This window comes from Candidatus Competibacter denitrificans Run_A_D11 (genome assembly GCF_001051235.1).
Lineage (GTDB): Bacteria > Pseudomonadota > Gammaproteobacteria > Competibacterales > Competibacteraceae > Competibacter_A > Competibacter_A denitrificans.
The window spans coordinates 73,261-99,691 of the sequence record NZ_CBTJ020000042.1; the positions used below are offsets into that span (position 1 = coordinate 73,261).

Consider the following 26,431-nt stretch of genomic DNA (forward strand, 5'->3'; position numbering starts at 1 on the left):
TCCTACCGACCACTCAGTTGGAGCAACCAGGTGCCCAGATATTCTTTATAGGCCCGGCTACTGTCAGCCAACGCTTGGGCATCGGGGAGCCAGCGCAGGGGATGTGCGTTATCGCGGTCGAACACTTCGAAATCCGCCGGCGCCGGGACGACAGTCAAGTCCGTGGCCTCAAAGAGTCGAATGGCACGCGGCATGTGCAGGGCAGAAGTCACCAATAAAATGCGTTTTACTCCGAGCCGATGCAGGATCGGCAGGGAGTAATCCCGATTTTGTTCGGTCGTGCGACTACGGCCTTCCAAAAGGAGAGCGGTTTTAGGGACGCCAAGATCTTCGAGCAACTCCGCCATCCCATCGGCTTCGGGTTGTTCAATCCCACCCCAGGGTAAATTTCCGCCAGTGAGCAGGATTTGCGGCGCTTTGCCAGCCCGAAACAGGCGGGCGGCATACCAGACTCTATCGGCGGCGGCTTCCAGGTTGGAATAAAGCCGCATCGGGGGTCTGGCGCCTTGCATGGTGCCTCCCAGAACGACGATGGCATCGGCGGTAGGCAGTGCTTCAACCAGAACCGGTAGGTAGCGCTGTTCCAGGGTAGCGCGCAGCCAATCGCTAAACACCGGTGTGGACCATAGCCACAGCCAACCCAAGGCGAACCCCACTAAAACCCCACCTGCTCCCCGGTAGCGGGTCCACAGTAGCAGGCTGCCTGCTCCAGCGAGCAGCAGGGAGGTGAGCAGCGGGTAAGCGAATTGGGTGAGAAGCTTGGCAAACAAGAGCATGGCGGATGAGCAGGCCGGGTGAGGTAGCCAGCCGTCAAGGCTGATCCGCTTCCTCGGCGACTCCCTGCAAAATAACGCCATTCACCCCGATAATCCGCAATTGGGTCCCGGCCGGATAATCCTGCTCCACCGCAACTTTCCAGGTGCTGTCGTCCACGCGGATTTTACCGTAGCCATTGATGGCGGGCGCATCCAGGGTAAACAACCGCCCGACATACTGGTGACCGCGCCGGTTGAGCAGGGGGTCTTCGGTTCGGGTAGGGTAGTGCCGCAGTCGCCAGCGCCACACGGTAATTGAACCCACGGCCAGTACCGCAAACAGCAGAACTTGCCAGGTCCAAGGTAACCCTGGGATCGCTACTAGCAGCAGTCCGACCAGCAGTGCCGCGATTCCCAGCCACAGGAGAAAGAAACCGGGAACGATGGCTTCGATGCCCAACAGAACGACGCCGAGCAACCACCAGTTCCAATAGACCGGCTCCAGTAGCCAGCCGCTCACGAGCGCACCGCCGTTTTACGTAATGCCTCCTGGGCAAGCTCAGAGACACCGGCCAGGGTGCCGACCAGTCCGGCGGTATCCAGCGGCATCAACAGCACTTTCTCATTGGGGGCCGCTGCCAGCTTTCCAATAGCCTCCACGTATTTTTGTGCAATGAAGTAGTTGATCGCCTGCACATTCCCTTTACCAATAGCCTCTGACAGCATCAGCGTGGCACGCGCTTCAGCTTGCGCGAGGCGTTCGCGGGCCTCGGCGTCACGAAAAGCAGATTCCTTGCGGCCGTCCGCTTCCAGAATCGCGGCTTGTTTTTGACCCTCTGCCGCCAGAATCGCCGCTTGGCGCTCGCCTTCGGCGGTCAGAATGGAGGCTCGTTTGTCGCGCTCGGCCTTCATTTGCCGGGCCATGGAATCCACCAGATCCTTCGGGGGCGCAATGTCCTTGATTTCGATGCGAATCACTTTCACTCCCCACGGCGTTGTCGCTTCATCCACCACCACCAGCAGGCGGGCATTGATCTCATCGCGCTTGGACAGTAATTCATCAAGATCCATCGAACCCATGACAGTCCGCAAATTGGTCATGGTCAGATTCAAAATGGCGAATTCTAGGTTGTTGACTTCGTAAGCCGCCTTGGCGGCATCAAGTACCTGATAAAACACCACGCCATCCACCCGGACGATGGCGTTATCCTTCGTAATGATTTCCTGGGAGGGCACATCCAGCACCGTTTCCATCATGTTGATCTTCCGACCGATTCGATCCATGATCGGAATGATGAAATTCAAACCTGGCATGAGCGTTTGGGTGTAACGACCAAAACGCTCGACGGTGTATTCCATCCCCTGCGGAACCGATTTAACACCCAGAAAAATCAGAATGGCTACCAGGACCGCCAGTCCGACCACAAATGTAGCAAAACCTCCCATAATCAAACTCCTTTATCAGTTCATGATGAATGTTTCACAATCGTGCCTGATCGCGCATCTAGCACGACGACCAATGGTATGTCCTGGTCGATCCAAGCGACAACCTGCCAACAGGGGATGCCGTGATCAAGATAGAGCGAGGCCGAGTCGAGCCTTGGATGGCCAAGGCCCGGCCGTTCGGCTAATAACGCGGTTCGAGCTGTGGGGAGTATCCGGTCGAGATCGCGTAGCCAGGGGCTGAGCGGCAACGGCGTGATCGGACTGCTGGCAGTGAGCCGTGCCCATGCCGCTTCATCGGCTGCTTGTTCGCATTCCCGTTCCATAGCGGTGACAGCCAGGGTGCCTGCTGCGGGATCGAGCAGAATATCAAAACTGCACAGCCGGCGGACCCAGCGTTGCGGGTGATCCTCGTAACTCCGAAAGGAATAGCGAAGCTCTTGGGGCAGCAAGGGATGGTCCGTGCGCTCATCCAGTTCAACCACGATGGCTTCCAACACGGCGCGCGGATCGGTCTGACTAGCCAGTGAGCGAATCTGTTCGTAGCCGGAGAAAGCCTCAAGGGTCTTGACGGTTGCCGGCAGCGCCTGGCGCGAAACCACAATGGTGGTGGCGCCGCCTGCGAAATCCTCCGCGTCCAAACCGTGTTTGGCTAGTAAGCGGCGCGAGTGACGGTCAGCGGCGCGCAAGTGCAAAATCGCCAGTGGCCATGCTTGGCGCCAGACACCGACGACTGCCGCCCAGAGCCGCAAACGGACTTGACGCTGGTAGCTGGTCGGTTTGAGCCAGCCACTTTCGATCAGCGCTTGGATTTCTCGCTGATAATTCTCCGCTAGAAAGCGGGCGGGGGCATGGACGGCTTGCGCCAGCTTGTCGCGGTTGACTGATTTACCCAGCGAGGCCACCAGTCCGCGATGCAAGACGAGCAAGGCGCGAGGGTCCCAGATATCCTTCAATTGCACTCTGGCCAGATACGAGGGGGCGGGCAGGCTATAGGGTAGATCAAAATTGTTAGTGGTCAGGACCCGCCCATCGTCAAATTCGGTCGAAAATTGGACAAATTGCCGCATTGGCCGTGCGCTGCCTTTGATTTCGACATGGGCCGCCAGCGCGCTCATCGTCTTATCCGGTGGATTCAACAGACGTAGCCACAGTACGGCACCTTGCACCCAATCGTCGCAGCGAAAATCGCCACTGGCGACGAAGCCTTCAGCGCTCAGATCTTCGGTCGCATCGATCATGGTGATCCACGCCGCATTGCTGAGGTCAACTTCTGCGAGCGGGATGAAATGCGCCTGTAGCGGTTGCCTGATCCGCTTCAGGGCGACTGGCACGCCAATGACCAGTTGCAGCAGTAAAGCAGGCGGCGCGATCAGCCATTTGATCAAGCGAACGAGCAAGACGAGGACATACGACGGCAGCAAAACGAGTTTGCGTAACAGGGACAGCAGGAAAGCGTGGCGCACGTCAGCAATTCGTGGTTCAGCCGGCGGCATCCAGTTGCCCAAGACAGAAGAACTGGCCTTGGCTCCACACGCCATAATCGCGGCCTGCTGGGGTCGCTCGTTCCTCGCCAAGTTCGGCCAGCTCGATAAACACCGCCCGGCTGAGCAGGGCACGCAACCTGCCCCGGATGTGAATGTAAGGAGCAGGTTCACCCCCAGCCACACGGTATTCGACCCACAGGGGATGCTCGGTACTGGCTATCACCGTATCGCCGAGGTTGGTCGTAAAACGGAGCGACTGGTCTGATCCCGTGCCATCGGTATCAAGCCGTACCGCTACAAAGGGGGCGTCATCCACCTGGATACGCCATTTTTCTACCGGCGTCACCAGATAGTGAGCGCCATCTTCATCTTGGCGCAAGATTGAGGCGAATAGCCGCACCAGCGCTTCCCGCTGGAATGCAACTCCTTCGTGATACCACGTTCCATCGCGAGCGATGCGCAAATCAATATCACCGCTCAAAGGCGGCTGCCAACGGTCTACTGGGGGCAGCGGGTTCTGGTGATCAAGTCGGGCTGCTAAAGCGGTAGGGCTGGGATCAGGGCGCTGCATGGACGCGACCGAGTGGTGGATTCGCGTCCATCATAGTATGAATAGCGCTTGTTCCGCGACAGTGGCACGTTCGGCCACTAGCCATCTTCGCGCTAAACAGTCTGCAAGAGGATGGGCGGTTGCTCTGCTCAGCCTGGAGTCGTTACTTTCTGAAAGTCGCGATAGACCCGCATAACGCGGTCAGCGAAGGAAGAGCGCATCCCAAGACTGCCGTTGTAATTGAGCAAGGCTCTGCGCAGGTTACCGGAGTGGTCGTTGAGATAGTCCACCAAAATTTGCGAACCGGTATGAATATTCTTCGCCGGATCGAACAAGGCCCGTGAGCCACCGATGTGCTTTAGTTTTTCTCGGTGTACACCCGGCATGACCTGCATCAGCCCTCTGGCGCCCACCCGACTAACCGCCCGCTCCCGGAATGTTGACTCGATAGCAATAACGGCAAGAATCAGCTCAGGCTCAACTTGATGGCGATCCGCGCTTTTTAGCGCTTCACGGACGATAGAGGTGGCTTTGTACTCAGAAACTTTGTAGGTGCGCTGGATATGTTCTGAAAGAGTGGCAAGTTTAGGATGCTCGGCAGCTTCGAGGGCCTCTGAGGGCACGACTTTATCCGTAGCAACCATCGCCGGGTTAGGGGTTACCTGAATGTTGGGAATGCTCGCCACCGTGATGGGGGGTGGGGGTATTTCACCATTGGCGCCTGATGGATCGGCCAGAGCGGCGAGGGGTGCCAACAGGGCCGTGCTGAGTAAACTTAGTTTGAGCGCTGGGAGCATCCGCTCCCGAGTAAAATCCGCAAATATCATAAAAACCTCCGTCATATCAGCGTGAACTGATAGTGCTTGAAGCCCGGTGGCTTGACGGGGAGATACCTTATTCCCCGTTTGACCGGATCATTCCGGTCGTTTAAGCCTGACCCAAGCAACTCCGGTGATGGGCCTGCCAGCCTAATTTCCGATGTCGGGTGACGTTCCTAGGGCGGTTTTTGTCTGTCTGTGACCCTATGGCAGGAACTTATTGCGGTACAGCAATATGGCGCTATGAAAACACAAAAAAAAATTGTTTTGCAAGTGATTAAATTAACGGAAGATTATTTTTTATTTATTTTCTGAATTTTTTTGATCATTGATTTTTTGATTAATTTTCTTTAAAAAACAATATCTTGCTTTATTTGAACTATAGAAAAATAAAAAATATAAACTTTTTAAAAAACAATTACATAAAAAATATTTATATTTTTAGAGATTTTTTATTATTCCTTGAATGAGAAAAACAGGGAACGACTGAGCAGTAAGCAGGTCTATTAGAAATCGTATTTTTAAATTTATATTATTAATCAATGAATTAACAATTAATTCCGTATATATTCTCAACCGATTGAGAAAACAATATAAATTTTTGAAATATATAATAATTTTATTTAGACGAATTTGACTGGTGCGATGACTGGAACGCTGTAGTGGCGATCTACCCTTCCTGTCACGACTCTGATAGAGCCGTAGATCAGCAACAGGCGTACAATAAAGTAAATGGCAAATAGCTAGTGAGAGGTTACAGTGATGGGCAACCGACTTTCGAAAATCTACACGCGCACCGGCGATGGTGGTACGACTGGTTTAGGTAATGGTGAACGGGTTGCCAAAGATTGTCTGCGTATTGAGGCTATCGGCGCGGTGGATGAACTGAACTGCGCCATCGGTTGTGTTTTAGTGCACGACTTGCGCGATAACATTCGGCAGCGCTTGCAAGAGGTGCAACACAAGCTGTTTGATCTGGGTGGAGAAGTCAGTATTCCGGGCCATCAGGCCGTCAAGGCCGAGGATGTGGAGCGGCTTGAAGAAGCGTTGAACGAGTTGAACAGCCAACTGCCGCCCTTGAAAGAATTCGTGTTGCCTGGCGGTGGCCGCGCGGCGGCGGATTGCCATGTTGCCCGTGCGATCTGTCGGCGGGCTGAGCGGCGGTTAGTTTCACTGGCACGGGCCGAGGATGTTGGCGAGAACGCGCAAATTTATTTGAACCGGCTATCCGATCTCTTATTCGTGATGTGCCGCATTCTGGCCCGAGACGAAGGCGGCATTGAGGTGCTGTGGCGCAATCCGGGCCGCGCTTAAGAATTTTGCTTCACCGGTTTGCGGTGGTATTTGCATCCCGGTGAGGCGCAAATCCTTGCCTCGTTTCACAACACGCGAGTGAAACGCCAGCACTGGTGAATGTGGGGATTACGGCTAAAGTCGAGCGGTAAGGTGCGCCGACTCCAATCTTCGATCTGCCAATCGGCCAGGGCGGCCTGATCCAGTTGAAACTTGCGCCGGTTGGTCGAAAAGATCAAGCTGCCATGCTCAGCCAGCAGGCGGAGAGCTTGCCGTAACAGCGCGACATGATCCCGCTGCACGTCGAATGTTGCCGCCATCCGCTTGGAGTTGGAAAAGGTCGGAGGATCAAGGAAGATGAGATCGTAACGGTCGCGGGTGTGGGTCAGCCAGGGCAGGCAATCGGCCTGAATGAGCTGATGCCGTGTACCACGGATGCCGTTCAGTTCCAGGTTGTGCTTAGCCCAATCCAGATAAGTGCTCGACAGATCCACCGTTGTGGTGCTGGCGGCTCCGCCTAATGCGGCGTACACGGTGGCGGTGGCGGTGTAGCCAAACAAATTCAAAAAGCGCCGACCGGCGGCCAATTCACCGATTTGGTGGCGGGTAAGGCGATGATCGAGGAACAGACCGGTATCAAGGTAGTCGCTGAAATTAACCAAAAACCGCGCCGGCCCTTCACGAACCTCACAAAAGTGACCGCTTTCAGCTTGCTTCCGGTATTGATTGGGGCCTTTTTGCCGTTCGCGCACTTTCAGAAACATCTGATCCGCCGGTAATTCCAACACCGCCGGCAGGACCGCTAGCACTTGGTTTAGGCGCTGAGCGGCTCGCTCAGGGTCAATGTGAGCCGGCGGTGCATATTCCTGGACGTGCAGCCATTGCTCATAACGGTCGATTGCCACTGCGTAATCCGGCAGATCAGCGTCGTATAAACGGTAGCAACCGATGCCTTCTCGCTCAGCCCAGCGACCGATGTGACGCACGTTCTTGCGCAGTCGGTTGATGAAATCTTCCGCACCATCCGCTTTGGCTTTTTCCAGCCGCATAGTGCAGGCACGGCGATCAGCGGCTTCTCGATCCACGAAAAAGCCAGGTTCTATCCGAAATCGCAATAGCCGACATTCCAGGGGGCCGTTGAAAAAAACATGGGTTTTTTCGGCGCGCAGCCCCATCTGTTTGCCCAGTTCGGGATCAGCGGTCAGTACCGCCGCCTGCCAGCCGGTGAAGTGCGTTTTCAACCGCTCGCCCAGCGTTCGGTAAAGCGGTTTCCATTCCTCCTGGGTAGCGCCAAGCCGTTCGCCGTAAGGTGGATTGACCATCAGCAAGCCAGCGGCGCCGGGTAACGACTCGATCTCTGCCAAATCGCGTTGGGTTATTTGGATTTGTCGGGTCATGCCGGCGCGGTCGGCATTGATCAATGTGGCGCGTACCGCTCGCGGATCATGGTCACTGGCTAGGATGATGGGGATTTGGCTGCGGCCAGCTTCGTGGCGCTCAATGGCCTCGTTGATCAGGCGTTTCCAAAGAGCCGGACTATGGCCCAGCCAGCCCGCAAAGCCCCAGTGCGTTCGCAACAAGCCAGGCGCGTGATCGCCGGCGATCCAGGCGGCCTCTAGCGCCAGCGTGCCGGAGCCGCACATTGGATCCAGCAAAGGCCCACCGGCGGCCGCGATGGCAGGCCAGCCGGCTTTCAGCAAGAGGGCGGCGGCCAGGGTTTCCTTCAGTGGTGCGGCGACCGTCTCTTGGCGATAACCGCGTCGGTGTAGGCTATCGCCGGATAAATCCAGGCTGACGCTGGCCTCACCAGCTCGCACGAGGACATGAAGTCGTAAATCCGGCTTTTGCCGGTCAACGCTGGGTCGCTGGCCGCAGTGGGCGCGGAAGCGGTCAACGATGGCATCCTTGACCCGCTGAGCGCCGAAATGGCTGTGAGTGATACCGGGGCAGGTTCCGGCAAACTCGACAGACAGGGTGCCATCCGGCGCCAGATGTTCCTCCCAGGCAAAAGCATGTACGCCTTGATAGAGTGCTGCGACCGACTCGGCAGGAAACTGGACGAGCGGCAGCAGCACGCGGCTGGCGGTGCGAGACCACAAGCACGCTCGATAGGCCAGTTCCATAGATCCTGCAAAGCGGATACCGCCACGGGCCGGTTTCGGCTCAATTGCTCCCAAAGCGCTTAACTCGTTGGCTAGTAGCGGCTCAATACCGGACGGAGCCGTCGCAAAGAAAATCGTTTCTACATCCATCAGTTCACTCGATGAGCGCGACATTGACTAGTGTTGGCTTAAGCAGTTGCTGTACCGCAGTGGGCGCCAACCCGACCAGGAAACCACGCTTGCCGCCGTTGAGGTAAATCAGGGGTAATTCCAGGATGCTGGTTTCCATGTACACCGCCATGGGTTTGCGAGTGCCGAACGGCGAGGTTCCACCGACCAGGTAACCACTGTGTTTATTCGCTACCGCCGGGTCGCACGGGGTAATGGCCTTTACGTTTAACAGACGAGCCAGCTCTTTGGTTGAGACTTTGCGATCACCGTGCATTAAAACAATCAGCGGTTGGTGGTGCTCCTCTTCCATGATGAGCGTTTTGATGATTGCATGTTCTTCCACCGCCAAACAGCGGGCACTATGAGCGGTACCCCCATGCTCTTCGTAAGGATAAAGATGGCTACTGAACACTGTATTGTTTTCGCGCAATAGCCGAATGGCTGGGGTCACTGGAATTTTTTCTTTATTCATGAACATTGTTCGATTGAGATTGTTGTTTATTTGTAGATTTGATAATAATTGTATTTTTGATAAGTTCTCCTTATTAAAAATCACACAACTGTCTGCGATATGGCCTTTAATTTGCAGATATAAAATTATTTAATATTGATTTTTATGAAAATATTTTTAATTTTGAGATTTTAGTGAATTGCTATTTTTTTGTTCTACCCAGCCTTACAAAAGGCCCGGTTAAAAAGCTTACTAAAAAAATATGTTGTTTGACCGCCAAAGTATTTTTGTGAGGTAGAGGCTTGCGTTAGAGAAGCTAATTTGTTTAGAGTGCGGAAAAGTCGAATTGCTGGGAGGATGCTGAGAGATGCGAGCCAATGTTACGCTTCAACCGAGCAGCAAACAAAATGCAGAACAGCCGGAAATTAACCGGCGTAAATTTCTCAAATGGACCATTGCCAGCACGAGTTCTCTGCTGTTAGCGCCTGAATTGCTTAATGCCGCGTTTCTCAATGAGCGTTACCTGTTCTTCTATAACCCTAATACCAGTGAAACAGTAAGGCGTGTCTATTGGACACCGAGAGATGGTTATGTCCAGGAGTCAATTAGCGAGATTAGTTGGGCACTGCGTGATCATCATAACAATCAAGTAAAACCATTTGATCCCGGTGTTTTAGACCAATTATACGCCTTGCAATTGCAATTGGGATTAGGAAATCCAGTCAATGTCATCAGCGGGTATCGATCACCGTCCACCAATTGGATGCTGTGTGAAAGCAGACGCGGTGTAGCCCGTAATAGTTACCACATGCAAGCGATGGCAATGGATGTCAGAGTGCCGGGCGGCCGTAATAGCGAATTGTGCCGAGCGGCGCGCTCGTTGGGGGCCGGTGGCGTCGGTTATTATCCCCGCTCCAATTTCGTCCATATCGACAGTGGTCCGGTACGTTACTGGAGTTAAATTCAGCCGTTTGGATTCCTGATAATGAAACAGGGGCGGCTTTTTGGGCCGCCCCTTTTCAATAGGTAACTGTCAATCCGCTACATCATTCCCAGCAGTTTAGGCAGCCAGAGCGACAGCGGTGGCCAGTAGGTCACGATGACCAGGAACACCAGCATGGTCAGCAGCCAGGGCCAGACTGCCACGGTCAGTTCGGTGATGCCCATGTGGGTGATGCCACTGGCGACGTAGAGGTTCAATCCGACCGGTGGATGACACATGCCGACTTCCATGTTGACCACCAGCATGATGCCAAAATGCACCGGATCAATGCCCAGCTTGATCGCGATGGGGAATAGAATCGGCGACATGATCAGGGTAATCGACGACGGCTCCATCACATTGCCCGCCAGCAGCAGCAGGATGTTGCAGCCCAGCAGGAACATCCACACGCTCAGATTCTGGTCGATCATCCACTGCGCCATCGCCTGGGGGATATTCTCGTGGGTCATCAGGAACGAGAACAGAATGGCGTTGGTGATGATGTAGAGCAGCATCGCGCTCATGTTGGCGCTATCGAGCAGCACTTTCGGCACCTGTTTGAGCGTCATATCCTTGTAGACGAACACCGAAACGACAAAGGCGTACACCGCGCTCATCGCGGCGGCTTCGGTGGGCGTGAACATGCCGGAGTAAATCCCGCCAATGACAATGACGATCAGCAACAAACCCCACATACTGTCCTTGAAGGTGCGCAACACCGTGGCGAAGTCGGCGCGCGGCATCCGTGGATAATTGTTTTTCCAAGCCCGGTACCAGGTGGTGAGACCGAGCATGGTGGCCAGCACGATGCCGGGCACGACGCCAGCGATGAAAAGCTGGCCGACCGAGGTGTTGGTGGCAACTGCGTACATCACCATCACGATGGACGGTGGAATCAGGATGCCCAATGCCCCGGAGGTGGCGATCACGCCCGCGCCAAAGCGTTTGGGAAAGCCTTGCGCCACCATCGCCGGCAGCAGGATCGAGCCGATGGCCACCACCGTGGCCGGACTGGAGCCTGATACGGCGGCAAACAGAGCGCAGGCCATAACGCCAGCCAGGCCCAGACCACCATGAAAATGGCCAACGCAGGCGGTGGCGAAGGCGATCATCCGTCGGGCCACGCCGCCGTGAGTGAGAAAATTGCCGGCCAGGATGAAGAACGGAATCGCCATGATCTCGAACTTTTCGATGCCGGTGAACAGCTTCAAGGCGACGCTCTCGATAGGCACCTCGGTCATCGTAAACAAAAAAGTCAGCACGGTGAGGCCAAGCGAAATCGAGATCGGCATTCCAGTCAGCATCAGGGCAATGAGCAGACCGAAGATAAAAAGAGTGCTCATGGCTTACCTCCCGTGTGACTGGCGTTATCCGTTTGGTTTTCGGGGGATTCGTGCAGAATTTCGATAGCCTCGATACCTTCCACCTTGGTGTGATCGGGGCGTGGCAAGCTGCCGGTTTTGATGAAGCGGTAGCAGGCTTGCAGGAAGCGGAAGCACATCAAAAACGAGCCAATCGGCATCCCCAAATAAACCAGCCACATCGGCAATTCCATATCCGCCGAGGTCTGTTCCGTAAAATAAAGCTCGTGGACGAACATCGTGGCAAAGGTGCCAACTGTACCGGTGAACAGCGCGCCGGCCAGCAGGCCGAAAATGATGAGCTTGTTCCGGTTTTTCGGGCTTAAGGCGTTAATCAGCACATCGACGCCAACATGGATGCCAGTGCGAACCCCGTAGGCGGCACCGATCTTCGCCATCCACACGAACATGTAGATGCAGAGTTCCTGCGCCCAGGCCAGGTTGATCTTGAGAAGAAAATCCTGCAAGCCGGGTATTGCCAGGCCTGAAGCGTAACGGTGAACGACAGCGACAAAAATGATCAAGGTCGCCGCCGCCATCAGAAAGGTGATCATCACCTCTTCAAAGCGGTCGAGAAAGCGGAGGATCATGATGATTGGCCTCGCAAATAGTGTAACGCCCGCCGGATGGGGGCGGGCGTCGCCAAAAAGCAGCGATTACTTCGCCGCCGCTTCTTTTTGAATGGAGGTAATCAGATCTTTGCCGACCCGGCTGCCCATTTCCTCGTAAACGGGCGCCATCGCCTTGCAGAGCGCTTCATGCTCAGCCGCCGAGGGTTGATAAAACTCGGTCTTGCCCGATGCCTTCATCGCCGCCAGGGCATCCTCATTGTCCTTGCCAGCGACTTCATTGGCGTAGACCGTGGCTTCCTTCATAGCCTTTTCCAGACCGGTGCGCACATCGGCGGGGAGACCTTCCCAAAACTTCTTGTTGGTAATGACGGCATAGCCCAGGTAGCCGTGATTGGAGACCATCGCGAACTTCTGCACCTCGTGCATTTTTTGCGTGTACATGTTGGACGGTGGATTCTCGGTGCCGTCCACAACGCCGGTTTGCAAGGCTTGATAGACCTCGGAAAAGGCCATGACCTGCGGGATGGCGCTGAGCGCGCGCATCTGCGCATCCAGCACCTTGGAGGACTGAATCCGCAGTTTTTGCCCCTTGAAGTCTTCCACCGCCTTGATGGGCTTGTTCGAGCTGAAAATCTTGAAGCCGTTGTCCCAATAGGCCAGCCCGGTGATGCCCTTGGAATCCAACTTGTCGAGCAGTTGTTTGCCAAGCGGTCCCTGCGTTACTTTATGCAGGCCGGTATAATTGGGGAAAATGCAGGGGAAATCGAAGACTTCAAATTCCTTGGCGCCCAGCGGCCCGAACTTGGCCAGCGACGGGGCCAACATGTGCACCGCGCCGAGTTGCAGCGCTTCCAGTTCTTCCTTGTCCTTGTACAACTGGCTGTTGGGATAAACCTCGACCTTGGCCTTGCCGCTGGTGTAGGTGTTGGCTAGTTCCTTGAATTTGTCAGCGGCGCGTCCTTTCGGGGTATCCGGGGCGACCACATGGCTGAATTTGATCACGATAGCCTCTGCGCTCCAAGCGGCAGGGGCGATTCCGGCGAGGGAGGTCAACAGCAGGCTGGCTAAGAGGGCTGGAACGGCGGGAAGTTGGCTGCGCATAGAGGGATTGCTCCTTTGGTGTTTTGAGTTTTCGAGCGAATCAGGGTGATCCGCATTTGTAGGAGGTCGGTGACGTTAGAAACCGACCTTGAAATTAAGAGTAGATGAATTTATCGAGAATGCGCGCAAGTTGCGCGAACGTGACAAGCCGGGCAGTGAGCAGCGCCAAATTTAGCTGCGAATGCCGGTGCCTCGATGCAGCAACCACAGGCTGTAAGCGAACAGAATCAAGATGAGCAGTACCAGGATGGAGAAGGCGAGGGTAATATCAATGTCAGATACGCCCAGGATCGCATAACGAAAGGCGTTGACCATGTACAGGATCGGGTTGAACAGGGAAGCGTCTTGCCAGAACGGCGGCAACATCTGGATGGAATAAAAAATCCCGCCGAAATACGTCAGCGGTGTTAACACAAAGGTCGGGATCAGAGAAATATCATCGAAGCTTTTCGCATAGATACCGTTGATCAGCCCGCCGAGCGCTAACAGCACCGAAGTCAGGAAGATGACCAGCACGGTTAATAAAGGATGTTGCCAGTGCAAATCAGCGAAAAATAGCGAAACGCCAGTCACTACGGCCCCGACCGCCAGGCCACGGGCGGCGCCGCCGCCGACGAACCCCAGCACAATCACGGTATTGGGTAAGGGTGACACCAACATCTCTTCAATGTGGCGCTGAAATTTCGAGCTGAAGAATGAGGACACCACGTTGGAATAGGCGTTGGTGATCACCGCCATCATGATCAAACCCGGCGCAATGTACTGATTGTAGGAAAAGCCATCCACCGGCCCTAATTGGCTGCCGATCAGCTTGCCAAAGATAATGAAATACAAGGCGGTGGTGATCGCCGGGGGCAACAGAGTCTGAATCCAAATGCGTACAAAACGCAGCGTTTCCTTCAGCAAAATTGTTTGCAGCGCGATGGCGTGGGTTCGCGCGTTCGCCAGAGAGCCGAAATTGAGAATCACCGTCGGGTTGCTCGCAAAGCAGGTGGAGAAAATGCCTACTATACTTCGATCCAACGATTTTACGGCGCTTTAGATGCCAGAGCGCCCTCACCGCTCAACTAGGTAGGACCCATAACTCATCGAGATTCAGCCGCTTGGCTTGCTGTTCTCTGCCATTGTGAATATAAGTCCGCCAGAACGATCACAGGAACTAATCATGACCACCGAGAATGCCGAGACTGAAACGCCCATCCCTGATACTTCCCAAGCGGCTGATGCGTTCCCGTCTGAAGAAGAATCTGAAACCGAAACCAGCTTGCCGATGGCCGGCATCCGAGTGCTGGATTTGGGAACCTTCCTGGCCGGACCCCATGCCGCCTCGGTGCTGGGCGAGTTCGGCGCAGAAGTCCTGAAAATCGAACACCCTATCGCGGGCGATCCAATGCGCCGCTTTGGCACGCCCACCAAGCGCCATGATGCGACGCTGGCGTGGCTGAGCGAAGCGCGTAATCGCAAATCCGTCACGCTCGATTTGCGCCAGGCCGAAGGTGTCCAACTCTTTTTGAAGCTGATCGCCAAATCCGATGTACTGATCGAGAATTTCCGGCCCGGCACTATGGAGGAATGGGGCTTGGGCTGGAATGTGCTCAGCGAGGCCAACCCTCGACTGATTTTCCTGCGGGTATCGGGTTATGGCCAGACCGGCCCGTATCGTCGCCGGTCGGGCTTTGCGCACATCGCCCATGCTTTCGGCGGCCTGTCCTATTTGGCTGGCTTCCCTGGAGAAACCCCGGTGGTGCCCGGCACCGTGCCGCTGGGCGATTATTTTTCCAGCTTGTATGGCGCTATCGGCATCATGATGGCGTTGCGGCAACGGGAAAAAACCGGACGCGGCCAGATCATTGATGTCGGCATTTATGAATCGGTCTTCCGGCAACTGGACGAAATCGCCGCCTCCTATGGCCTGTTCGGCAAAGTGCGGGAGCGGGAAGGGTCGGGGAGTTTCGTCGCCGTGCCGCATGGCCATTTCCGCACTCAGGACGATAAATGGATTGCGATTGCCTGCACCACCGATAAGATGTTCGAGCGCCTGGCCGAGGCGATGGAGCGGCCGGAGCTGGCTTCCTCCGCCCTCTATGGCCAGCAGCGCAAGCGGCTGGCGGCCCGCAACGAAGTCAATCAGATCGTGATTGAGTGGGTCGGTTCGCTGCCGCGCTCGGAGGTGCTGGAGCGCTGCCTGCGCTGCGAAGTTCCGGTCGGCAAGCTCAACAGCATTGCCGATATTTTCGAGGACGAACATTTCCAGGCGCGCGGCAATCTGGTCACGCTGGAAGAACCGGGTCTGGGTGAAGTCGTTATTCCCGGTGTGGTGCCGAGACTGTCGGCGACGCCAGGGCGGATTCACAATCTAGGCCCAGCGCTGGGCAACGCCACCTACGAAATCATGCGCGAACTGCTCGATATCTCGCCCGATGACATCAAGCGGCTGCGCCAGCGCAAAATCATCTGACCCGTTCGAGCCATCCCGTTTTCAGGAGCACCCGCATGACCACCTCTGTAACCCAGGAAAATTTGCCGCTGACGGGTATCCGCGTCATCGATGTGGCCACCGTGATTGCCGCGCCGTATTGCGCGGGCATTCTCGGCGAGTTTGGCGCCGATGTGCTCAAGGTCGAGCATCCGATGGGCGGCGACATTTGCCGCAAATACGGCACGCCGACCCAGCGCGGCGATACGCTGGCCTGGTTGAGCGAAGCCCGCAACAAAAAATCAGTCACCATCGATTTGCACCGCCGCGAAGGCGTCGAAGTCTTTAAGAAGCTGATCGAAAAGGCCGATGTGCTGTGCGAAAACTTCCGGCCCGGCACCCTGGAAAAGTGGGGCCTGCCGTGGGAGACGCTGCACGAAATCAACCCCGGCCTGATCATGTTGCGGGTCACCGGTTACGGTCAGACCGGCCCCTATAAAGATCGGCCCGGTTTCGCCCGCATCGCCCACGCAGTCGGCGGCATTGCCTATCTGTCGGGGATGCCCAAAGGCACGCCGGTGACGCCCGGCTCGACCACGCTGGGCGATTATCTGACTGGGATTTATGGCTGCCTGGGGGTGTTGATGGCCTTGCGCTATCGGGAACAAACCGGCCTTGGCCAATACATCGACGCCGCCCTGTATGAATCGGTGTTCCGCTGCACCGATGAACTGGCCCCGGCTTACGCCATGTTCGGCCAAGTGCGCGAGCGGCACGGCCCGACTCATAACGATTTCGCCTGTCCCTATGGCCATTTCCCGACCAAGGAAGAAGGCAAATGGGTGGCTATCGCCTGCGCCACCGATAAACTGTTCGAGCGCCTGGCGGAAGCGATGGGCCGACCGGAGTTGGCCTCCTCCAGCCTGTATGGCGAGCAAAAGACCCGGCTGGAAAACCGGCACGATGTCAACGAAATCGTCCGCGATTGGTGCGGTTCACTGACCCGCGATGAGCTGTTGAAACGCTGCTATGCGACCGGCGCCCCGGCTGGCCCCTTAAACAACATCGCCGATATTTTTGGCGACCGGCAATTCCACGCCCGCCGTAATCTGGTGTCCATCGACGTGCCGGATTTGGGGGAAACCGTGATCGTGCCGTCGGTGATTCCGCGCCTGTCGGAAACGCCGGGTCGCATCAAACATCTTGGGCCAAAATTGGGCGAGCATACCGATGCGGTGCTTCAGGAGTTGCTCGGTCTTCAGGCTGATGAAATCGCCGAATTGCATAAAAAACGGGTGATTTAGCCCGGGGTTGGTGGAGAGTGGCAGGAATGAGTGAGATTAATTTGCAGGATTGGCTGGGGAAAACGGAGTCCCTGGCGGATCGGGTTTATCCCACCCCGGCCAAGGCGCTGGCCCGCACCTTGGATAATGCGGACTTTGAACCCAGCGAAGGCCGACCGCTGCCGGAGCTGTGGTACTGGCTGTATTTTTTACCGATGGCGGCGGCCTCCCAGATCGACGGGGACGGCCATCCCAAGCGCGGCGGCTTTTTGCCACCGGTCGCCCTGGAACGGCGGATGTGGGCGGGTAGCCGCATCCGTTTCCACGATGATTTGCTGATCGGCGAGGCGATCACCAAGGACGCCGAAATCATCAAGATCGCTGAAAAAGCGGGCAAGACCGGCAGCATGGTGTTCGTCACGGTCAAACACCAGGTCAAATCGGCGCGCGGCGTCGCGGTGACGGAAGAACAGGATATCGTGTATTTGGCTAAACCGACCGCCTTTAATCCGCCGCCGCCGACGGCATTGCCCGCCGCAGTGGCCTGGCGGGAAGCCTATCCGGTCGATCCGGTGTTGTTATTCCGCTTCTCCGCGTTGACCTTCAACGCCCATAAAATCCATTATGACCGGCGCTATGCGGCCGATGAGGAAAAGTATCCCGGTTTAGTGGTGCATGGGCCGTTACAGGCGCTGTTGTTGTTGGAATCGGCCAAGCGCCACCACCCCGGCCAAAAACCGGCCAGCTACACCTTTCGAGGGATGCGGCCGATGTTTGATTTTGATCGAATTTCGCTGTGTGGCCAGCCCAAGGCGGATCAGAGTTGCGATCTCTATACCGCCAATGGCGGTGATGCCATTGGGATGCAGGCCACAGTGTCCTGGAGAGAATGAGCGATGGCTGAAAAATTAGAACGTTCCGTGCTACTGGCGCCCGGCTCCAATTGGGGGATGATTCAGAAAACAGCGGCGGCCAAAGCCGATGCGGTGTGTATCGATTTGGAAGATGCGGTGGCCCCGGAGGAAAAGGAAACCAGCCGCGCCAACGTGATCAAGGCATACCGCGAACTGGATTTCGGCGGCAAACTCAAGATGTTTCGCATGAATGGGCTGGATACCCATTTCGCGTACCGCGATCTGGTCGAAATCGGGGAAGCGGCCGGCGATCAGATCGATTTGATCGTGGTGCCCAAGGTCAGTCGGCCCGAAGACGTTTTGTTCGTGGACACCTTGCTGACCCAGATTGAGAGTTACAAGGGTTATGCCAATCGGATCGGCGTCGAAGCGCTGATCGAAACCGCGCTGGGTTGCGTCAACATCCGTGAAATCGCCGCCTGTTCCGAGCGCTTGCAGGGCTTTGTCTATGGCCCCGGTGATTACGCCGCCTCGGTGCGGATGCCGCTGGAGTCCATCGGTGAACTGGATGAGAACGATAAGCTCTATCCAGGCCATCGCTGGCATTATGTCATGCATTCCATTGTCAGCGCCGCCCGCGCCTACGACAAGCGCGCGGTCGATGGACCGTTTGCCGGAATTAAAAACCCGGAAGGTTTGCTGCAAGCGTGTAAAATCGCCCGCGCGATGGGCTTCGACGGCAAATGGTGTATTCACCCCAGCCAAATCGAAACCGTCAATCAGACCTTTGTGCCCTCAGAAAAGGAACTCAGCTGGGCGCAACTGGTACTTGACGCCTACGAAGCCGCATTGCGCGAAGGCCGGGGCGCGATCAGCGTCAAGGGCAAAATGATTGATGTTGCGTCCTTGCGGATGTGTCGCACCATCGTGGAACGCGCCAAATTGGCGGGAATATTGAATTAAGGCACATAAGCAATGGCGAAGATTTTAGAAGGATTGCGGATTGTTGAAGGCACCGCGTTTGTCGCAGCGCCGCTGGCCGGGATGACCCTGGCGCAAATGGGCGCGGAAGTGATTCGCTTCGACCGCATCCGAGGGGGCTTGGACTATCACCGCTGGCCGGTGACCCACGACAACAAGAGCCTGTTTTGGGCGGGCCTGAACAAGGGCAAGCGCTCGCTGGCGGTCGATGTCAGCACGCCGCGCGGTCAGGAGATCGTGACCCAACTGATCTGCGCGCCGGGGCCGAATAACGGCATTTTTCTGACCAATCTTCGGGTACGCGGCTGGATGGATTATGAGCATCTCAAGCAGCACCGGGAAGATTTGATCATGCTCACCGTGCTGGGCACCCGCGACGGCGGCCCGGCGGTCGATTACACCGTCAATCCCAGCATGGGCTTTCCTTACGCCACCGGCGTGGAAGGCTCCACCGATCCGACCTGCCATGTCTTGCCCGCCTGGGACTGCATCACCGGCCAAATGGCGGCCCTGGGGTTGCTGGCAGCGGAGCGGCATCGGCGCTTGACCGGCGAAGGGCAGTCGGTGGAAATCGCTCTAAAGGATGTGGCGCTGGCGATGCTGGGCAATTTGGGCATCATCGGCGAAGTGATGGTCAACAACTTCGACCGGCCCAAGTACGGTAATTATCTGTACGGCGCTTACGGCAATGAATTCGATACGGCCGATGGTCGTAAAGTAATGGTGGTGGGCTTGACCCGCCGGCAGTGGGATGGCCTGTGTCAGGTCACGGGTTTGAAAGCGGAATTTGACGCGCTGGGCCAGCGCTTGGGTTTGGATTTGAATCGGGAAGGGGATCGCTTCAAGGCCCGTGAGGACATTACCACTCTGCTCAAACCGTGGTTTCTCGCCAGGGCCGTCGATGACTTCGGCCCGGCTTTTGACGAGCACAATGTCACCTGGTCGGTATTTCGCACCTTCAAACAGGCGGTTACCGAAGAACCCGATTGCTCGACGTGGCACCCAATGTTTGATCTGGTGGAACAGCCGGGGATCGGCGAATATCTGATGCCGGGCACTCCGTTCGAGTTTGGTCAGTTCGAGCGTTCTGCGCCAGTGCCTGCGCCAACCTTGGGCGAACACACCGATGAGATTTTGTCGGATCTACTGGGCCTGAGCGACGTGGAGATCACCAAGCTGCACGCCGATAAAGTCGTGGCGGGGCCGCGCCGCTAACCCCACGATCTCACCGCCGCTGATTCAAGCGGCGGCTTCATTTTTATCCACCAAACGCATAAACAATTCTTCCAGCCGATTGGCTTTGTTGCGCAGGCTGGAAATCGTGATGCCATGCGCTGAAAGCTGCTTGAACAGATCGTTGAGACCGCGACCTTTCGATACATCCACTTCCAGCGTCCAGTCATCCAGCCGCCGCAATGGATAGCCAACCACGTCCGGTAATCCCGCCAGCGGTTGGCTCACATTAAAGATAAAGGTTTCCAGCGCCAATTGCCCCAGTAAGGTGCTCATTTGCGCGTTTTCGATGATGCGGCCCTGGTCGATAATCGCCACCTGGCGGCACAGGCTCTCGGCTTCTTCCAAATAATGGGTGGTGAGAATGATGGTGGTGCCGCGAGCGTTGATGGTGCGCAAGAAATCCCACATCGAACGGCGGATTTCAATGTCTACCCCGGCCGTCGGTTCGTCCAGAATCAGCAATTTCGGCTCATGCACCAGGGCGCGGGCGATCATCAGCCGCCGCTTCATGCCGCCGGAGAGCTGGCGAGCCATTTCGCGGCGCTTGTCCCAAAGGCCGAGTTGACGGAGGTAGGTTTCAGCGCGTTGATGGGCCAGTTCGCGGGGAATCCCGTAGTAGCCGGCCTGGTTGACCACGATTTCCGCTGTCGGCTCGAACTGATTGAAATTGAATTCCTGCGGCACCAGCCCGATGCAGCGTTTGGCCTCGGTCAACTGGGTATCGATATCATGGCCAAAGACCTGAACCGTGCCGCTGCTTTTCCGCACCAGCGAGGCGATGATCCCAATAATGGTTGATTTGCCTGCGCCATTCGGGCCGAGCAGGGCGAAAAATTCCCCTTCGGGGATCGCCAGATCGACGCCGCGCACCGCTTCGAAGCCATTGGCGTAGATTTTTCGCAGATTGCGGATGGCGAGAGCGGAAATAGTCATGGCGGATTGGAAAGAGCCTTTTTTATCAATCTTTTGGGAGCAGAAAAGCTTCGAATTCAGGGGTATAGCGCTCTTGAAAACTTTTGCCGTCGGCGCTGGCGATGATAAAGAAAGCGGCCAGCCGGTGTTCGGTGGCGAGGCGGAAGCCGTCATCGGCCCCCAGGGCCATCAGCGCGGTGTCGATGGCATCCGCTTCCATATCGGCTTTGCTGATGACCGTGACTGACGCCAAGGTTTGTAAGACCGGCCGGCCGGTGCGTGGGTCGATAATATGCGAGTAGCGCCGTCCGTTCTGCTCAAAGAAGTTGCGGTAATCGCCAGCGGTGGAGACGCTGTGATCGCTAATTTGAATCAGGCGCTCGACGGCACGCTGACCCGGTACTGGCCGCTCAATCGCCACGGTCCAGGGTTGACCTTTACCGTTGCGGCCTTTGGCGCGTAGATCGCCACCGATAGACACCAGATAGTTGTAGATGCCCTTGCTCTCCATCAGGATCGCCAACTGATCGACGGCATAGCCCTTGGCGAGTGAGGATAAATCCGTATAAACATCCGCACGATCCTTTTTCAGCGCCGGTGGCTGCTCGCGGGTGTGTAGCCGCCAATAGCCGACCCGTTCGCGGGCTTGCAGGATCACCGAATCGGGTGGAACCTGATCAAGACGCGGTTCCGGCCCGAAGCCCCATAAATCGACCAGTGGACCAACGGTGATGTCATAGGCGCCGCTGGTGAGATCGCTAATCCGCAAGCCTTCCGCAATGACCTGCTGCAATTCGGCAGACACGGATACCCAGTCGGTGCTGGGATTGCGGTTAAAACCTGACAGCTCTGAATTAGGGTCATAAGTTGACATCTGCCGGTTGATGTACTCCAGCAGTTGATCGGCCCGACTTTTGATCAGCTCAGGTGAGAGCGCTTGTCCCGCATCGGGCACCAGCTTGAGTTCATAACTGGTGCCCATGGTGGTGCCGGTGATACGAATGGTCGTATCGGGAGGGCCTCGGTCGCAACCAGTGAGTAAAATACAGGTGAAGACAGAATTAACAAGCGTTAAAAGTGTAGAACGCAAAAAGCGTTGTCCTAAGTATCTGTGTTGAAAGCTAATTGTCAAAGGCATCTTGGCTGAGGTCAATTTAAACAAAGTCGAGCAGATATCCAATTTATAAATAAAAGAATTAATCCCACTAAATGAAATGCAACACCAATCAACAACCCCACTGCATGTTTCTGTAATGCGATATAGCCATCACCAAATACTGATGAAGAGATTGAGTAAAAAATGACTAAGCTACCCATAGAAACCATCATCAAGAGAAATCGGTAACTCGAATTAATGTTTTTTAATGTAATCCATAAGATTAATGAAAATAAACCAAAAGTAATAGAAATTAGTATAAAATTATAAAAATCCTCTTTTGTTATATTGGCTAAGATATAAGATAAAGAAGACTTCTTTAAGAATAGATATTTTAGTGAATTTTCATCTGTTTTATTTTCAAGATGGCCAAGGTATGGTGGATAAAAAGGAAGGACGCCAAGTATTGCATTACGTATTGGTTCTTTAAATGTTGATGGGTCTCTAATAAAAAGTTTGATCAATTTAAAACGGCTTAAGTTTTCAACTTCTGGACAAGGAAAATTCTGATGAATCCCTGGTGTGTACCAGTGTTGACCAATACTTATGAGGCAATTTTTAGGTAAACTCAAAGTTAAAAGTGCGGCTTCTTTGTTGGTTGATGCTGGTAAAATTGCTCCAAGAAAAGTGTCCGTTTTATTTGCAAAATTGACTGCTTTCATATGGCCATGGTCAGGCGGATTCATTTTATTATAAATAATTGGGATGGCTATTGATATAAGAAGAAATAGAAGATAGAACTTTTTTTCTTTCCAATTTTTAATTAGGCTTATTGTACAAATTAACCCTAATAAAACGGCCAGCGGCATATATTGTAGCTTGGCTAAACCAAGCCATACGATTGATATGGATGCGAGAATAAAGAGAGGGATATTTTTTGATGTCGATAAGATTAAAAGGATAGTGAAAAATAAAGCAAAAAAAGAACTGGTGATGACAGAAAATTCTAAATATAAGGTATTAATATAAAGTAAATTTGTGATATCACCAAAAACCAAAAAAAACATAAGGGAGATTGCTAGTTTTTTATATTTTTCTGTAGCGATGTGAATTAATAATGAGAACCCTAAAAACAGTATTATAATTTTCCAAAGTGAAATTTCTCTAAAATCAATCTTATCGCCAATTTTATGAAAGGATTTTGCGATCCATGGAAAGGCATTATCAATAGAATTCATACAAAGATTTCTATCTTTAGAACCATCATAAATTAACGAATTGACAGGCCCTTCCAGATGCTCAGAGGTTTTTGGCTTATCTTGGATAGATTGCCAAATTCCTATGCAACTAGATTGTCTAAGAAAATCATAATTATTAGCATAACCCATAATAGGACTTGTAAAAACAGTAGCAATAATTTTTATTATTGTTTAGGAGTTACGCAGTTGGATCTCTAACACTCTGATTTTAAAAGAAATCGACTTGTGCGGTAGACAACCGAAATTTTCCATTAATCAATCGCTTAGAATTTCAACTGCGTAACTCCTAATTGTTAATAACGTTATGCTGTAAATAAAAATAGAGGTTAAAGATATTTTCGATAGGTATTTATAATAGATTTGTTTATAGTTACTCATGATTTTAAAAGATCCTTTTTTACATAGATCTGTTTTTCTTTTCTCTTGGGTAATCCCGCCACCCTTATCCCAGGTGGCGAGGAATGATACTGAATATCTGAGGCGAGCGATTGACGCAATAATCGTCAGGTATGGGCTGCTTCCATTGCCGCAATGGCATCGGCCATGCCGACCACCCGGCGGGCACTTTCGACGTGGAGATTTTCGATCAATTTACCGTCAACCACCGCTACACCTTCGCCGCGTGCCGCTGCGTCGGTATGGGCTTGGATGATTTTCCGTGACCACTCGACATCAGCCGGCTTAGGTGTGAAGACCTTATTGCAGGGGCCGACCTGCTTGGGATGAATCAGGGTTTTACCGTCGAAACCCAGTTCATGGCCTTGGCGGCAGGCGAACTCAAAGCCGGTTTCATCATTTAAATCAAGGTAAACGCCATCCAGAATGGCTAAGCCAGCGGCGCGGGCCGCCAACAGGCACAGGCCCAGCGAACTCATAAACGGCAAGCGCTCGTGGGTGTGCGCGCAGTCCAGTTCTTTGGCCAGATCGGACGTGCCCATCACCAGACCCTCCATCCGTGGGGTCGATTCCGCGATCCGCTGCGATTCCAGAATACTGCGGGGGGTTTCCATCATCGCCCAAATCGTCATCGAATCGGGTGCGCCATTGGCGCGCATGATTGATTCCATGTGACGGATCGCATCGGCGCTTTCCACCTTGGGCAGCAACAGCGCATTAGCACCCGATTTTGACGCCATGGCGATATCTTCATAACCCCATTTGGTCGATAGTGCATTGACCCGAATGATGATTTCGCGCAAACCGAAGCCACCGGCCTTCACCGCCTCGCACACTTGTTGACGGGCGAGTTCCTTGGAATCAGGGGCAACGGCATCTTCCAAATCGAGAATCAAACTGTCGGCGGGTAAGGTGCGGGCTTTCTCCAGGGCGCGAGCATTGGAGCCTGGCATGTACAGCATACTGCGGCGAGGACGCGCGGATTTAGGCATCGTTATTCTCCCTTGGTCATGTGTGTTGTGGGTCAGGTAGGTAGGCAGGACCGGCCACCAAAACCAACGGTGGTGGCCTAAAACAGTAAGAATTTTACACCTTCTCGTCTGCCAGGAGGGAGATAACTGATCAAGTCCGGCGCGGTGCTCAGTGAGTGGCGAAGCGATAACCGCTGAAACGCAAGAACCCGATTTTGACCGTGCCGGCTTGTCCGACCAGCAACGTATAAACGGTAAAAATTAGCGTGAACAGGGCATAAGCCAGGATTTCATTATTTACGAATGCATTCAGTAAATTACCACCAGCAATGATCTGGTCGGCCAATAACATCGGCCATGCCAACGACAACACTGCGCTGACCAGAAAGCGGATGTTCTCGCCAAAAACGCGGACAATGATATCGCCGATGGTATAGCCCTTCACCGCCCAGTAGAGAGCCAACCAGATCATGGGATTTCAGCGACTGGCCAGTAGGTTATTGGCGCGGCGTAACCGTTCAGTGATTGCGCGCATCACCTGTAAAGCAAAAAGCGGGGTACGCTGGACGAGAACCAGAAAATGTTCCCGATTGACAGGCGCGAGCAAGCAATCAGTTTTAGCGATGGCGGAGGCGCTACGGGGCTTGTCATCGATTAACGCCAGCTCACCGAGGATGCCTCCCGGATTGATCGTTTCGAGAATGCGTTCACCTAGCATGATATCAACTTGGCCTTCGGCGACGATGTACATGTTTTGGGCCGAATCACCTTCGCGGAAGATGGCTTGACCGGCGGTAAAGGATTGATATTGTTCGATAGCGCTGAACAGGTCCTGGTTTTTCATGCGATGCTCCGCGTCGTGCTGAATAAGGTGGGAAAGTCCTGTCCAAGGCTCGGCAGGAATGGTCTGCGCGATAATTTTTTGGAGTTTAGCGGATTTCTGGGGCCTTAACAGTGAACTACTTGGTTTCGAGGCTGCCGTATGGCCGGGGTAGAAAGCCACCGGGCAATTGCGCCGCATTGATGACCGCTATTGTCGGTGACTGGCCCCGATGTTTGTTGGTGTTGTGCAATAGTTGGCAGCTAAACTAGCCTAAGCGGCCCCGTTCCGATGGGGCGTGCTGAACGCGGGTTCTGAACCGCCGGCGATGTCAAAATCACGATGAGGAGTGTTCCGATGGATGTTGGCGCGTTATTCGATCAGCTTTTGCAATCTGGGCGCGATCTGGTGAACAAGGGCCAGGATATGATCGAGCAAAAACTCGACATTCCCGAAAGTGGTTCTCAGCGCGATGCCGCCTGGTCGAGCATGGGTAAGGGTGCCGCTGCGGCAGGGGTCGCGGCGCTGCTGCTGGGTACCCGTGCTGGGCGGGGCTTGACCGGGTTGGCGTTGAAACTCGGCAGCTTGGGGGCGATTGGTGGCCTGGCTTATAAAACCTTCCAGGATTGGCAGGCCAAGCAAAGCGGAACCACGGTTGTCGATCCAGGCCCACCCGTAACGGCTCTCAGTGGTTCACAACTCGACAAACGCGGTAAGGCACTCTTGCGGGCCATGTTATCCGCCGCCAAGGCAGACGGGCATATTGATGAGACCGAACAGGCCAAGATCGATGCTTACCTGCAAAAGCTCAATCTTGATCCCGAAGCCTTGCATTTCGTAAAGGATGAAATCACCGGGCCATTGAACGTGAAGGAGGTAGCAGCCGGCGCGGATTCTCCAGCGGCTGCCGTTGAAATCTATCTGACTTCCTTGTTGGCGATGAGTCCTGATAATGAAGCCGAGCGGACTTATTTGGACGATCTGGCCAGAGAGTTGAAATTGCCGCCCGAACTGATTGCAGAGCTGTTGGATCAAGTCAAAACCTGAGACAGATCGCAAGGCATTTGCCATCTTGCTAACAGCGCAAGCGCTGACCCTGGACTGTGGATTATCCCCAGACT

General features: G+C 54.5%; 26 protein-coding genes. 8 read left to right on the plus strand and 18 right to left on the minus strand.

The window, feature by feature from the left end; all coding sequences use genetic code 11:
* Positions 1 to 2 precede the first annotated feature (2 nt).
* From BN873_RS09645 to BN873_RS18785, 6 genes are all read right to left on the minus strand, one after another.
* The gene (locus BN873_RS09645) at positions 3 to 776 is read right to left on the minus strand and encodes a YdcF family protein (protein WP_048673334.1); all 774 of its coding nucleotides are present in this window, start codon (positions 774 to 776) and stop codon (positions 3 to 5) included.
* 34 nt (positions 777 to 810) lie between these two features.
* A complete protein-coding gene (locus BN873_RS09650) occupies positions 811 to 1,275 on the minus strand; it encodes an NfeD family protein (protein WP_048673336.1) in 465 nt (154 codons plus the stop codon).
* Positions 1,272 to 2,201 (minus strand): SPFH domain-containing protein, encoded by a 930-nt coding sequence (locus BN873_RS09655; protein WP_048673339.1) that lies wholly within the window; start codon positions 2,199 to 2,201, stop codon positions 1,272 to 1,274. Before BN873_RS09655 ends, BN873_RS09650 begins: the two co-directional genes overlap by 4 nt.
* A gap of 20 nt (positions 2,202 to 2,221) precedes the next feature.
* On the minus strand, positions 2,222 to 3,694 hold the full coding sequence (locus BN873_RS09660; protein WP_048673341.1) for a hypothetical protein: 1,473 nt from the start codon (positions 3,692 to 3,694) through the stop codon (positions 2,222 to 2,224).
* Complete coding sequence (locus tag BN873_RS09665) at positions 3,681 to 4,256, minus strand: DUF1285 domain-containing protein (protein WP_048673343.1); 576 nt, start codon at positions 4,254 to 4,256, stop codon at positions 3,681 to 3,683. The genes BN873_RS09660 and BN873_RS09665 overlap by 14 nt, the downstream gene beginning before the upstream one ends.
* A 128-nt stretch (positions 4,257 to 4,384) precedes the next feature.
* On the minus strand, positions 4,385 to 5,062 hold the full coding sequence (locus tag BN873_RS18785; RefSeq protein WP_053085290.1) for a lytic transglycosylase domain-containing protein: 678 nt from the start codon (positions 5,060 to 5,062) through the stop codon (positions 4,385 to 4,387).
* 753 nt (positions 5,063 to 5,815) lie between these two features.
* On the opposite strand from BN873_RS18785, the gene BN873_RS09675 reads away from it, so the two are divergent.
* Positions 5,816 to 6,367, plus strand: a complete 552-nt coding sequence (locus BN873_RS09675; protein ID WP_048673345.1) for a cob(I)yrinic acid a,c-diamide adenosyltransferase — start codon at positions 5,816 to 5,818, stop codon at positions 6,365 to 6,367.
* Positions 6,368 to 6,432: 65 nt separating this feature from the next.
* On the opposite strand, the gene rlmKL is transcribed toward BN873_RS09675, so the two are convergent.
* Both rlmKL and BN873_RS09685 read right to left on the minus strand, forming a co-directional pair.
* A complete protein-coding gene (gene rlmKL, locus BN873_RS09680; protein ID WP_048673347.1) occupies positions 6,433 to 8,598 on the minus strand; it encodes a bifunctional 23S rRNA (guanine(2069)-N(7))-methyltransferase RlmK/23S rRNA (guanine(2445)-N(2))-methyltransferase RlmL in 2,166 nt (721 codons plus the stop codon).
* A gap of 4 nt (positions 8,599 to 8,602) precedes the next feature.
* Positions 8,603 to 9,091, minus strand: coding sequence for an aminoacyl-tRNA deacylase (locus BN873_RS09685; RefSeq protein WP_048673349.1), 489 nt, complete (start codon positions 9,089 to 9,091; stop codon positions 8,603 to 8,605).
* 346 nt (positions 9,092 to 9,437) lie between these two features.
* Between BN873_RS09685 and mepK the strand changes: the two genes are divergently transcribed.
* Positions 9,438 to 10,031 (plus strand): peptidoglycan L,D-endopeptidase MepK, encoded by a 594-nt coding sequence (gene mepK, locus BN873_RS09690; RefSeq protein WP_048673352.1) that lies wholly within the window; start codon positions 9,438 to 9,440, stop codon positions 10,029 to 10,031.
* An 80-nt stretch (positions 10,032 to 10,111) separates the two neighbouring features.
* On the opposite strand, the gene BN873_RS09695 is transcribed toward mepK, so the two are convergent.
* From BN873_RS09695 to BN873_RS09710, 4 genes are all read right to left on the minus strand, one after another.
* A complete protein-coding gene (locus BN873_RS09695) occupies positions 10,112 to 11,395 on the minus strand; it encodes a TRAP transporter large permease (RefSeq protein ID WP_048673354.1) in 1,284 nt (427 codons plus the stop codon).
* Complete coding sequence (locus BN873_RS09700) at positions 11,392 to 12,003, minus strand: TRAP transporter small permease (protein ID WP_048673358.1); 612 nt, start codon at positions 12,001 to 12,003, stop codon at positions 11,392 to 11,394. The genes BN873_RS09695 and BN873_RS09700 overlap by 4 nt, the downstream gene beginning before the upstream one ends.
* 66 nt (positions 12,004 to 12,069) lie before the next feature.
* Positions 12,070 to 13,086 (minus strand): TRAP transporter substrate-binding protein, encoded by a 1,017-nt coding sequence (locus BN873_RS09705; protein ID WP_048673360.1) that lies wholly within the window; start codon positions 13,084 to 13,086, stop codon positions 12,070 to 12,072.
* Between the two features lie 171 nt (positions 13,087 to 13,257).
* Complete coding sequence (locus tag BN873_RS09710) at positions 13,258 to 14,055, minus strand: ABC transporter permease (RefSeq protein WP_242434406.1); 798 nt, start codon at positions 14,053 to 14,055, stop codon at positions 13,258 to 13,260.
* 301 nt (positions 14,056 to 14,356) lie between these two features.
* Here BN873_RS09710 and BN873_RS09715 point away from each other — a divergent pair, with 301 nt between their 5' ends.
* The 5 genes from BN873_RS09715 to BN873_RS09735 are packed head-to-tail and all read left to right on the plus strand — an operon-like array spanning position 14,357 to position 19,835.
* Positions 14,357 to 15,544 (plus strand): CaiB/BaiF CoA transferase family protein, encoded by a 1,188-nt coding sequence (locus tag BN873_RS09715; protein ID WP_048673458.1) that lies wholly within the window; start codon positions 14,357 to 14,359, stop codon positions 15,542 to 15,544.
* Positions 15,545 to 15,579: 35 nt separating this feature from the next.
* Positions 15,580 to 16,806 carry a CaiB/BaiF CoA transferase family protein gene (locus tag BN873_RS09720; RefSeq protein WP_048673362.1) on the plus strand — a complete coding sequence of 409 codons (1,227 nt, stop codon included), beginning with the start codon at positions 15,580 to 15,582 and terminating at the stop codon, positions 16,804 to 16,806.
* A 26-nt stretch (positions 16,807 to 16,832) separates the two neighbouring features.
* A complete protein-coding gene (locus BN873_RS09725) occupies positions 16,833 to 17,678 on the plus strand; it encodes an HTD2 family dehydratase (protein ID WP_048673364.1) in 846 nt (281 codons plus the stop codon).
* Positions 17,679 to 17,681: 3 nt separating this feature from the next.
* Positions 17,682 to 18,602 carry an HpcH/HpaI aldolase/citrate lyase family protein gene (locus BN873_RS09730; RefSeq protein ID WP_048673366.1) on the plus strand — a complete coding sequence of 307 codons (921 nt, stop codon included), beginning with the start codon at positions 17,682 to 17,684 and terminating at the stop codon, positions 18,600 to 18,602.
* 12 nt (positions 18,603 to 18,614) lie between these two features.
* Complete coding sequence (locus BN873_RS09735) at positions 18,615 to 19,835, plus strand: CoA transferase (protein WP_048673368.1); 1,221 nt, start codon at positions 18,615 to 18,617, stop codon at positions 19,833 to 19,835.
* A gap of 24 nt (positions 19,836 to 19,859) precedes the next feature.
* Here BN873_RS09735 and BN873_RS09740 read toward each other — a convergent pair whose 3' ends face one another.
* From BN873_RS09740 to BN873_RS09760, 6 genes are all read right to left on the minus strand, one after another.
* Positions 19,860 to 20,789 (minus strand): ABC transporter ATP-binding protein, encoded by a 930-nt coding sequence (locus BN873_RS09740; protein WP_048673370.1) that lies wholly within the window; start codon positions 20,787 to 20,789, stop codon positions 19,860 to 19,862.
* Positions 20,790 to 20,814: 25 nt separating this feature from the next.
* Positions 20,815 to 21,858 carry an FAD:protein FMN transferase gene (locus BN873_RS09745; RefSeq protein ID WP_171820449.1) on the minus strand — a complete coding sequence of 348 codons (1,044 nt, stop codon included), beginning with the start codon at positions 21,856 to 21,858 and terminating at the stop codon, positions 20,815 to 20,817.
* 59 nt (positions 21,859 to 21,917) lie between these two features.
* The gene (gene wsfD, locus BN873_RS20075; protein WP_477021196.1) at positions 21,918 to 23,291 is read right to left on the minus strand and encodes a glycan biosynthesis hexose transferase WsfD; all 1,374 of its coding nucleotides are present in this window, start codon (positions 23,289 to 23,291) and stop codon (positions 21,918 to 21,920) included.
* Positions 23,292 to 23,626: 335 nt separating this feature from the next.
* A complete protein-coding gene (locus BN873_RS09750; protein WP_048673372.1) occupies positions 23,627 to 24,511 on the minus strand; it encodes an HpcH/HpaI aldolase/citrate lyase family protein in 885 nt (294 codons plus the stop codon).
* 148 nt (positions 24,512 to 24,659) lie between these two features.
* Positions 24,660 to 24,962, minus strand: coding sequence for a hypothetical protein (locus tag BN873_RS09755; protein WP_048673374.1), 303 nt, complete (start codon positions 24,960 to 24,962; stop codon positions 24,660 to 24,662).
* Between the two features lie 6 nt (positions 24,963 to 24,968).
* A complete protein-coding gene (locus BN873_RS09760) occupies positions 24,969 to 25,334 on the minus strand; it encodes a cyclic nucleotide-binding domain-containing protein (protein WP_048673376.1) in 366 nt (121 codons plus the stop codon).
* A gap of 333 nt (positions 25,335 to 25,667) precedes the next feature.
* Here BN873_RS09760 and BN873_RS09765 point away from each other — a divergent pair, with 333 nt between their 5' ends.
* Positions 25,668 to 26,357 carry a tellurite resistance TerB family protein gene (locus tag BN873_RS09765; protein WP_048673378.1) on the plus strand — a complete coding sequence of 230 codons (690 nt, stop codon included), beginning with the start codon at positions 25,668 to 25,670 and terminating at the stop codon, positions 26,355 to 26,357.
* The last annotated feature ends 74 nt before the right edge of the window (positions 26,358 to 26,431 follow it).

Coding starts and splice junctions, on each gene's coding strand:
- BN873_RS09645 (WP_048673334.1), bottom strand. CDS start 776: ATGCTCTTGTTTGCCAAGCTTCTCACCCAATTCGCTTACCCGCTGCTC.
- BN873_RS09655 (WP_048673339.1), bottom strand. CDS start 2,201: ATGGGAGGTTTTGCTACATTTGTGGTCGGACTGGCGGTCCTGGTAGCC.
- BN873_RS09660 (WP_048673341.1), bottom strand. CDS start 3,694: ATGCCGCCGGCTGAACCACGAATTGCTGACGTGCGCCACGCTTTCCTG.
- BN873_RS09665 (WP_048673343.1), bottom strand. CDS start 4,256: ATGCAGCGCCCTGATCCCAGCCCTACCGCTTTAGCAGCCCGACTTGAT.
- BN873_RS18785 (WP_053085290.1), bottom strand. CDS start 5,062: ATGATATTTGCGGATTTTACTCGGGAGCGGATGCTCCCAGCGCTCAAA.
- BN873_RS09675 (WP_048673345.1), top strand. CDS start 5,816: ATGGGCAACCGACTTTCGAAAATCTACACGCGCACCGGCGATGGTGGT.
- rlmKL (WP_048673347.1), bottom strand. CDS start 8,598: ATGGATGTAGAAACGATTTTCTTTGCGACGGCTCCGTCCGGTATTGAG.
- BN873_RS09685 (WP_048673349.1), bottom strand. CDS start 9,091: ATGAATAAAGAAAAAATTCCAGTGACCCCAGCCATTCGGCTATTGCGC.
- mepK (WP_048673352.1), top strand. CDS start 9,438: ATGCGAGCCAATGTTACGCTTCAACCGAGCAGCAAACAAAATGCAGAA.
- BN873_RS09695 (WP_048673354.1), bottom strand. CDS start 11,395: ATGAGCACTCTTTTTATCTTCGGTCTGCTCATTGCCCTGATGCTGACT.
- BN873_RS09700 (WP_048673358.1), bottom strand. CDS start 12,003: ATGATCCTCCGCTTTCTCGACCGCTTTGAAGAGGTGATGATCACCTTT.
- BN873_RS09705 (WP_048673360.1), bottom strand. CDS start 13,086: ATGCGCAGCCAACTTCCCGCCGTTCCAGCCCTCTTAGCCAGCCTGCTG.
- BN873_RS09715 (WP_048673458.1), top strand. CDS start 14,357: ATGGCCGGCATCCGAGTGCTGGATTTGGGAACCTTCCTGGCCGGACCC.
- BN873_RS09720 (WP_048673362.1), top strand. CDS start 15,580: ATGACCACCTCTGTAACCCAGGAAAATTTGCCGCTGACGGGTATCCGC.
- BN873_RS09725 (WP_048673364.1), top strand. CDS start 16,833: ATGAGTGAGATTAATTTGCAGGATTGGCTGGGGAAAACGGAGTCCCTG.
- BN873_RS09730 (WP_048673366.1), top strand. CDS start 17,682: ATGGCTGAAAAATTAGAACGTTCCGTGCTACTGGCGCCCGGCTCCAAT.
- BN873_RS09735 (WP_048673368.1), top strand. CDS start 18,615: ATGGCGAAGATTTTAGAAGGATTGCGGATTGTTGAAGGCACCGCGTTT.
- BN873_RS09740 (WP_048673370.1), bottom strand. CDS start 20,789: ATGACTATTTCCGCTCTCGCCATCCGCAATCTGCGAAAAATCTACGCC.
- BN873_RS09750 (WP_048673372.1), bottom strand. CDS start 24,511: ATGCCTAAATCCGCGCGTCCTCGCCGCAGTATGCTGTACATGCCAGGC.
- BN873_RS09755 (WP_048673374.1), bottom strand. CDS start 24,962: ATGATCTGGTTGGCTCTCTACTGGGCGGTGAAGGGCTATACCATCGGC.
- BN873_RS09760 (WP_048673376.1), bottom strand. CDS start 25,334: ATGAAAAACCAGGACCTGTTCAGCGCTATCGAACAATATCAATCCTTT.
- BN873_RS09765 (WP_048673378.1), top strand. CDS start 25,668: ATGGATGTTGGCGCGTTATTCGATCAGCTTTTGCAATCTGGGCGCGAT.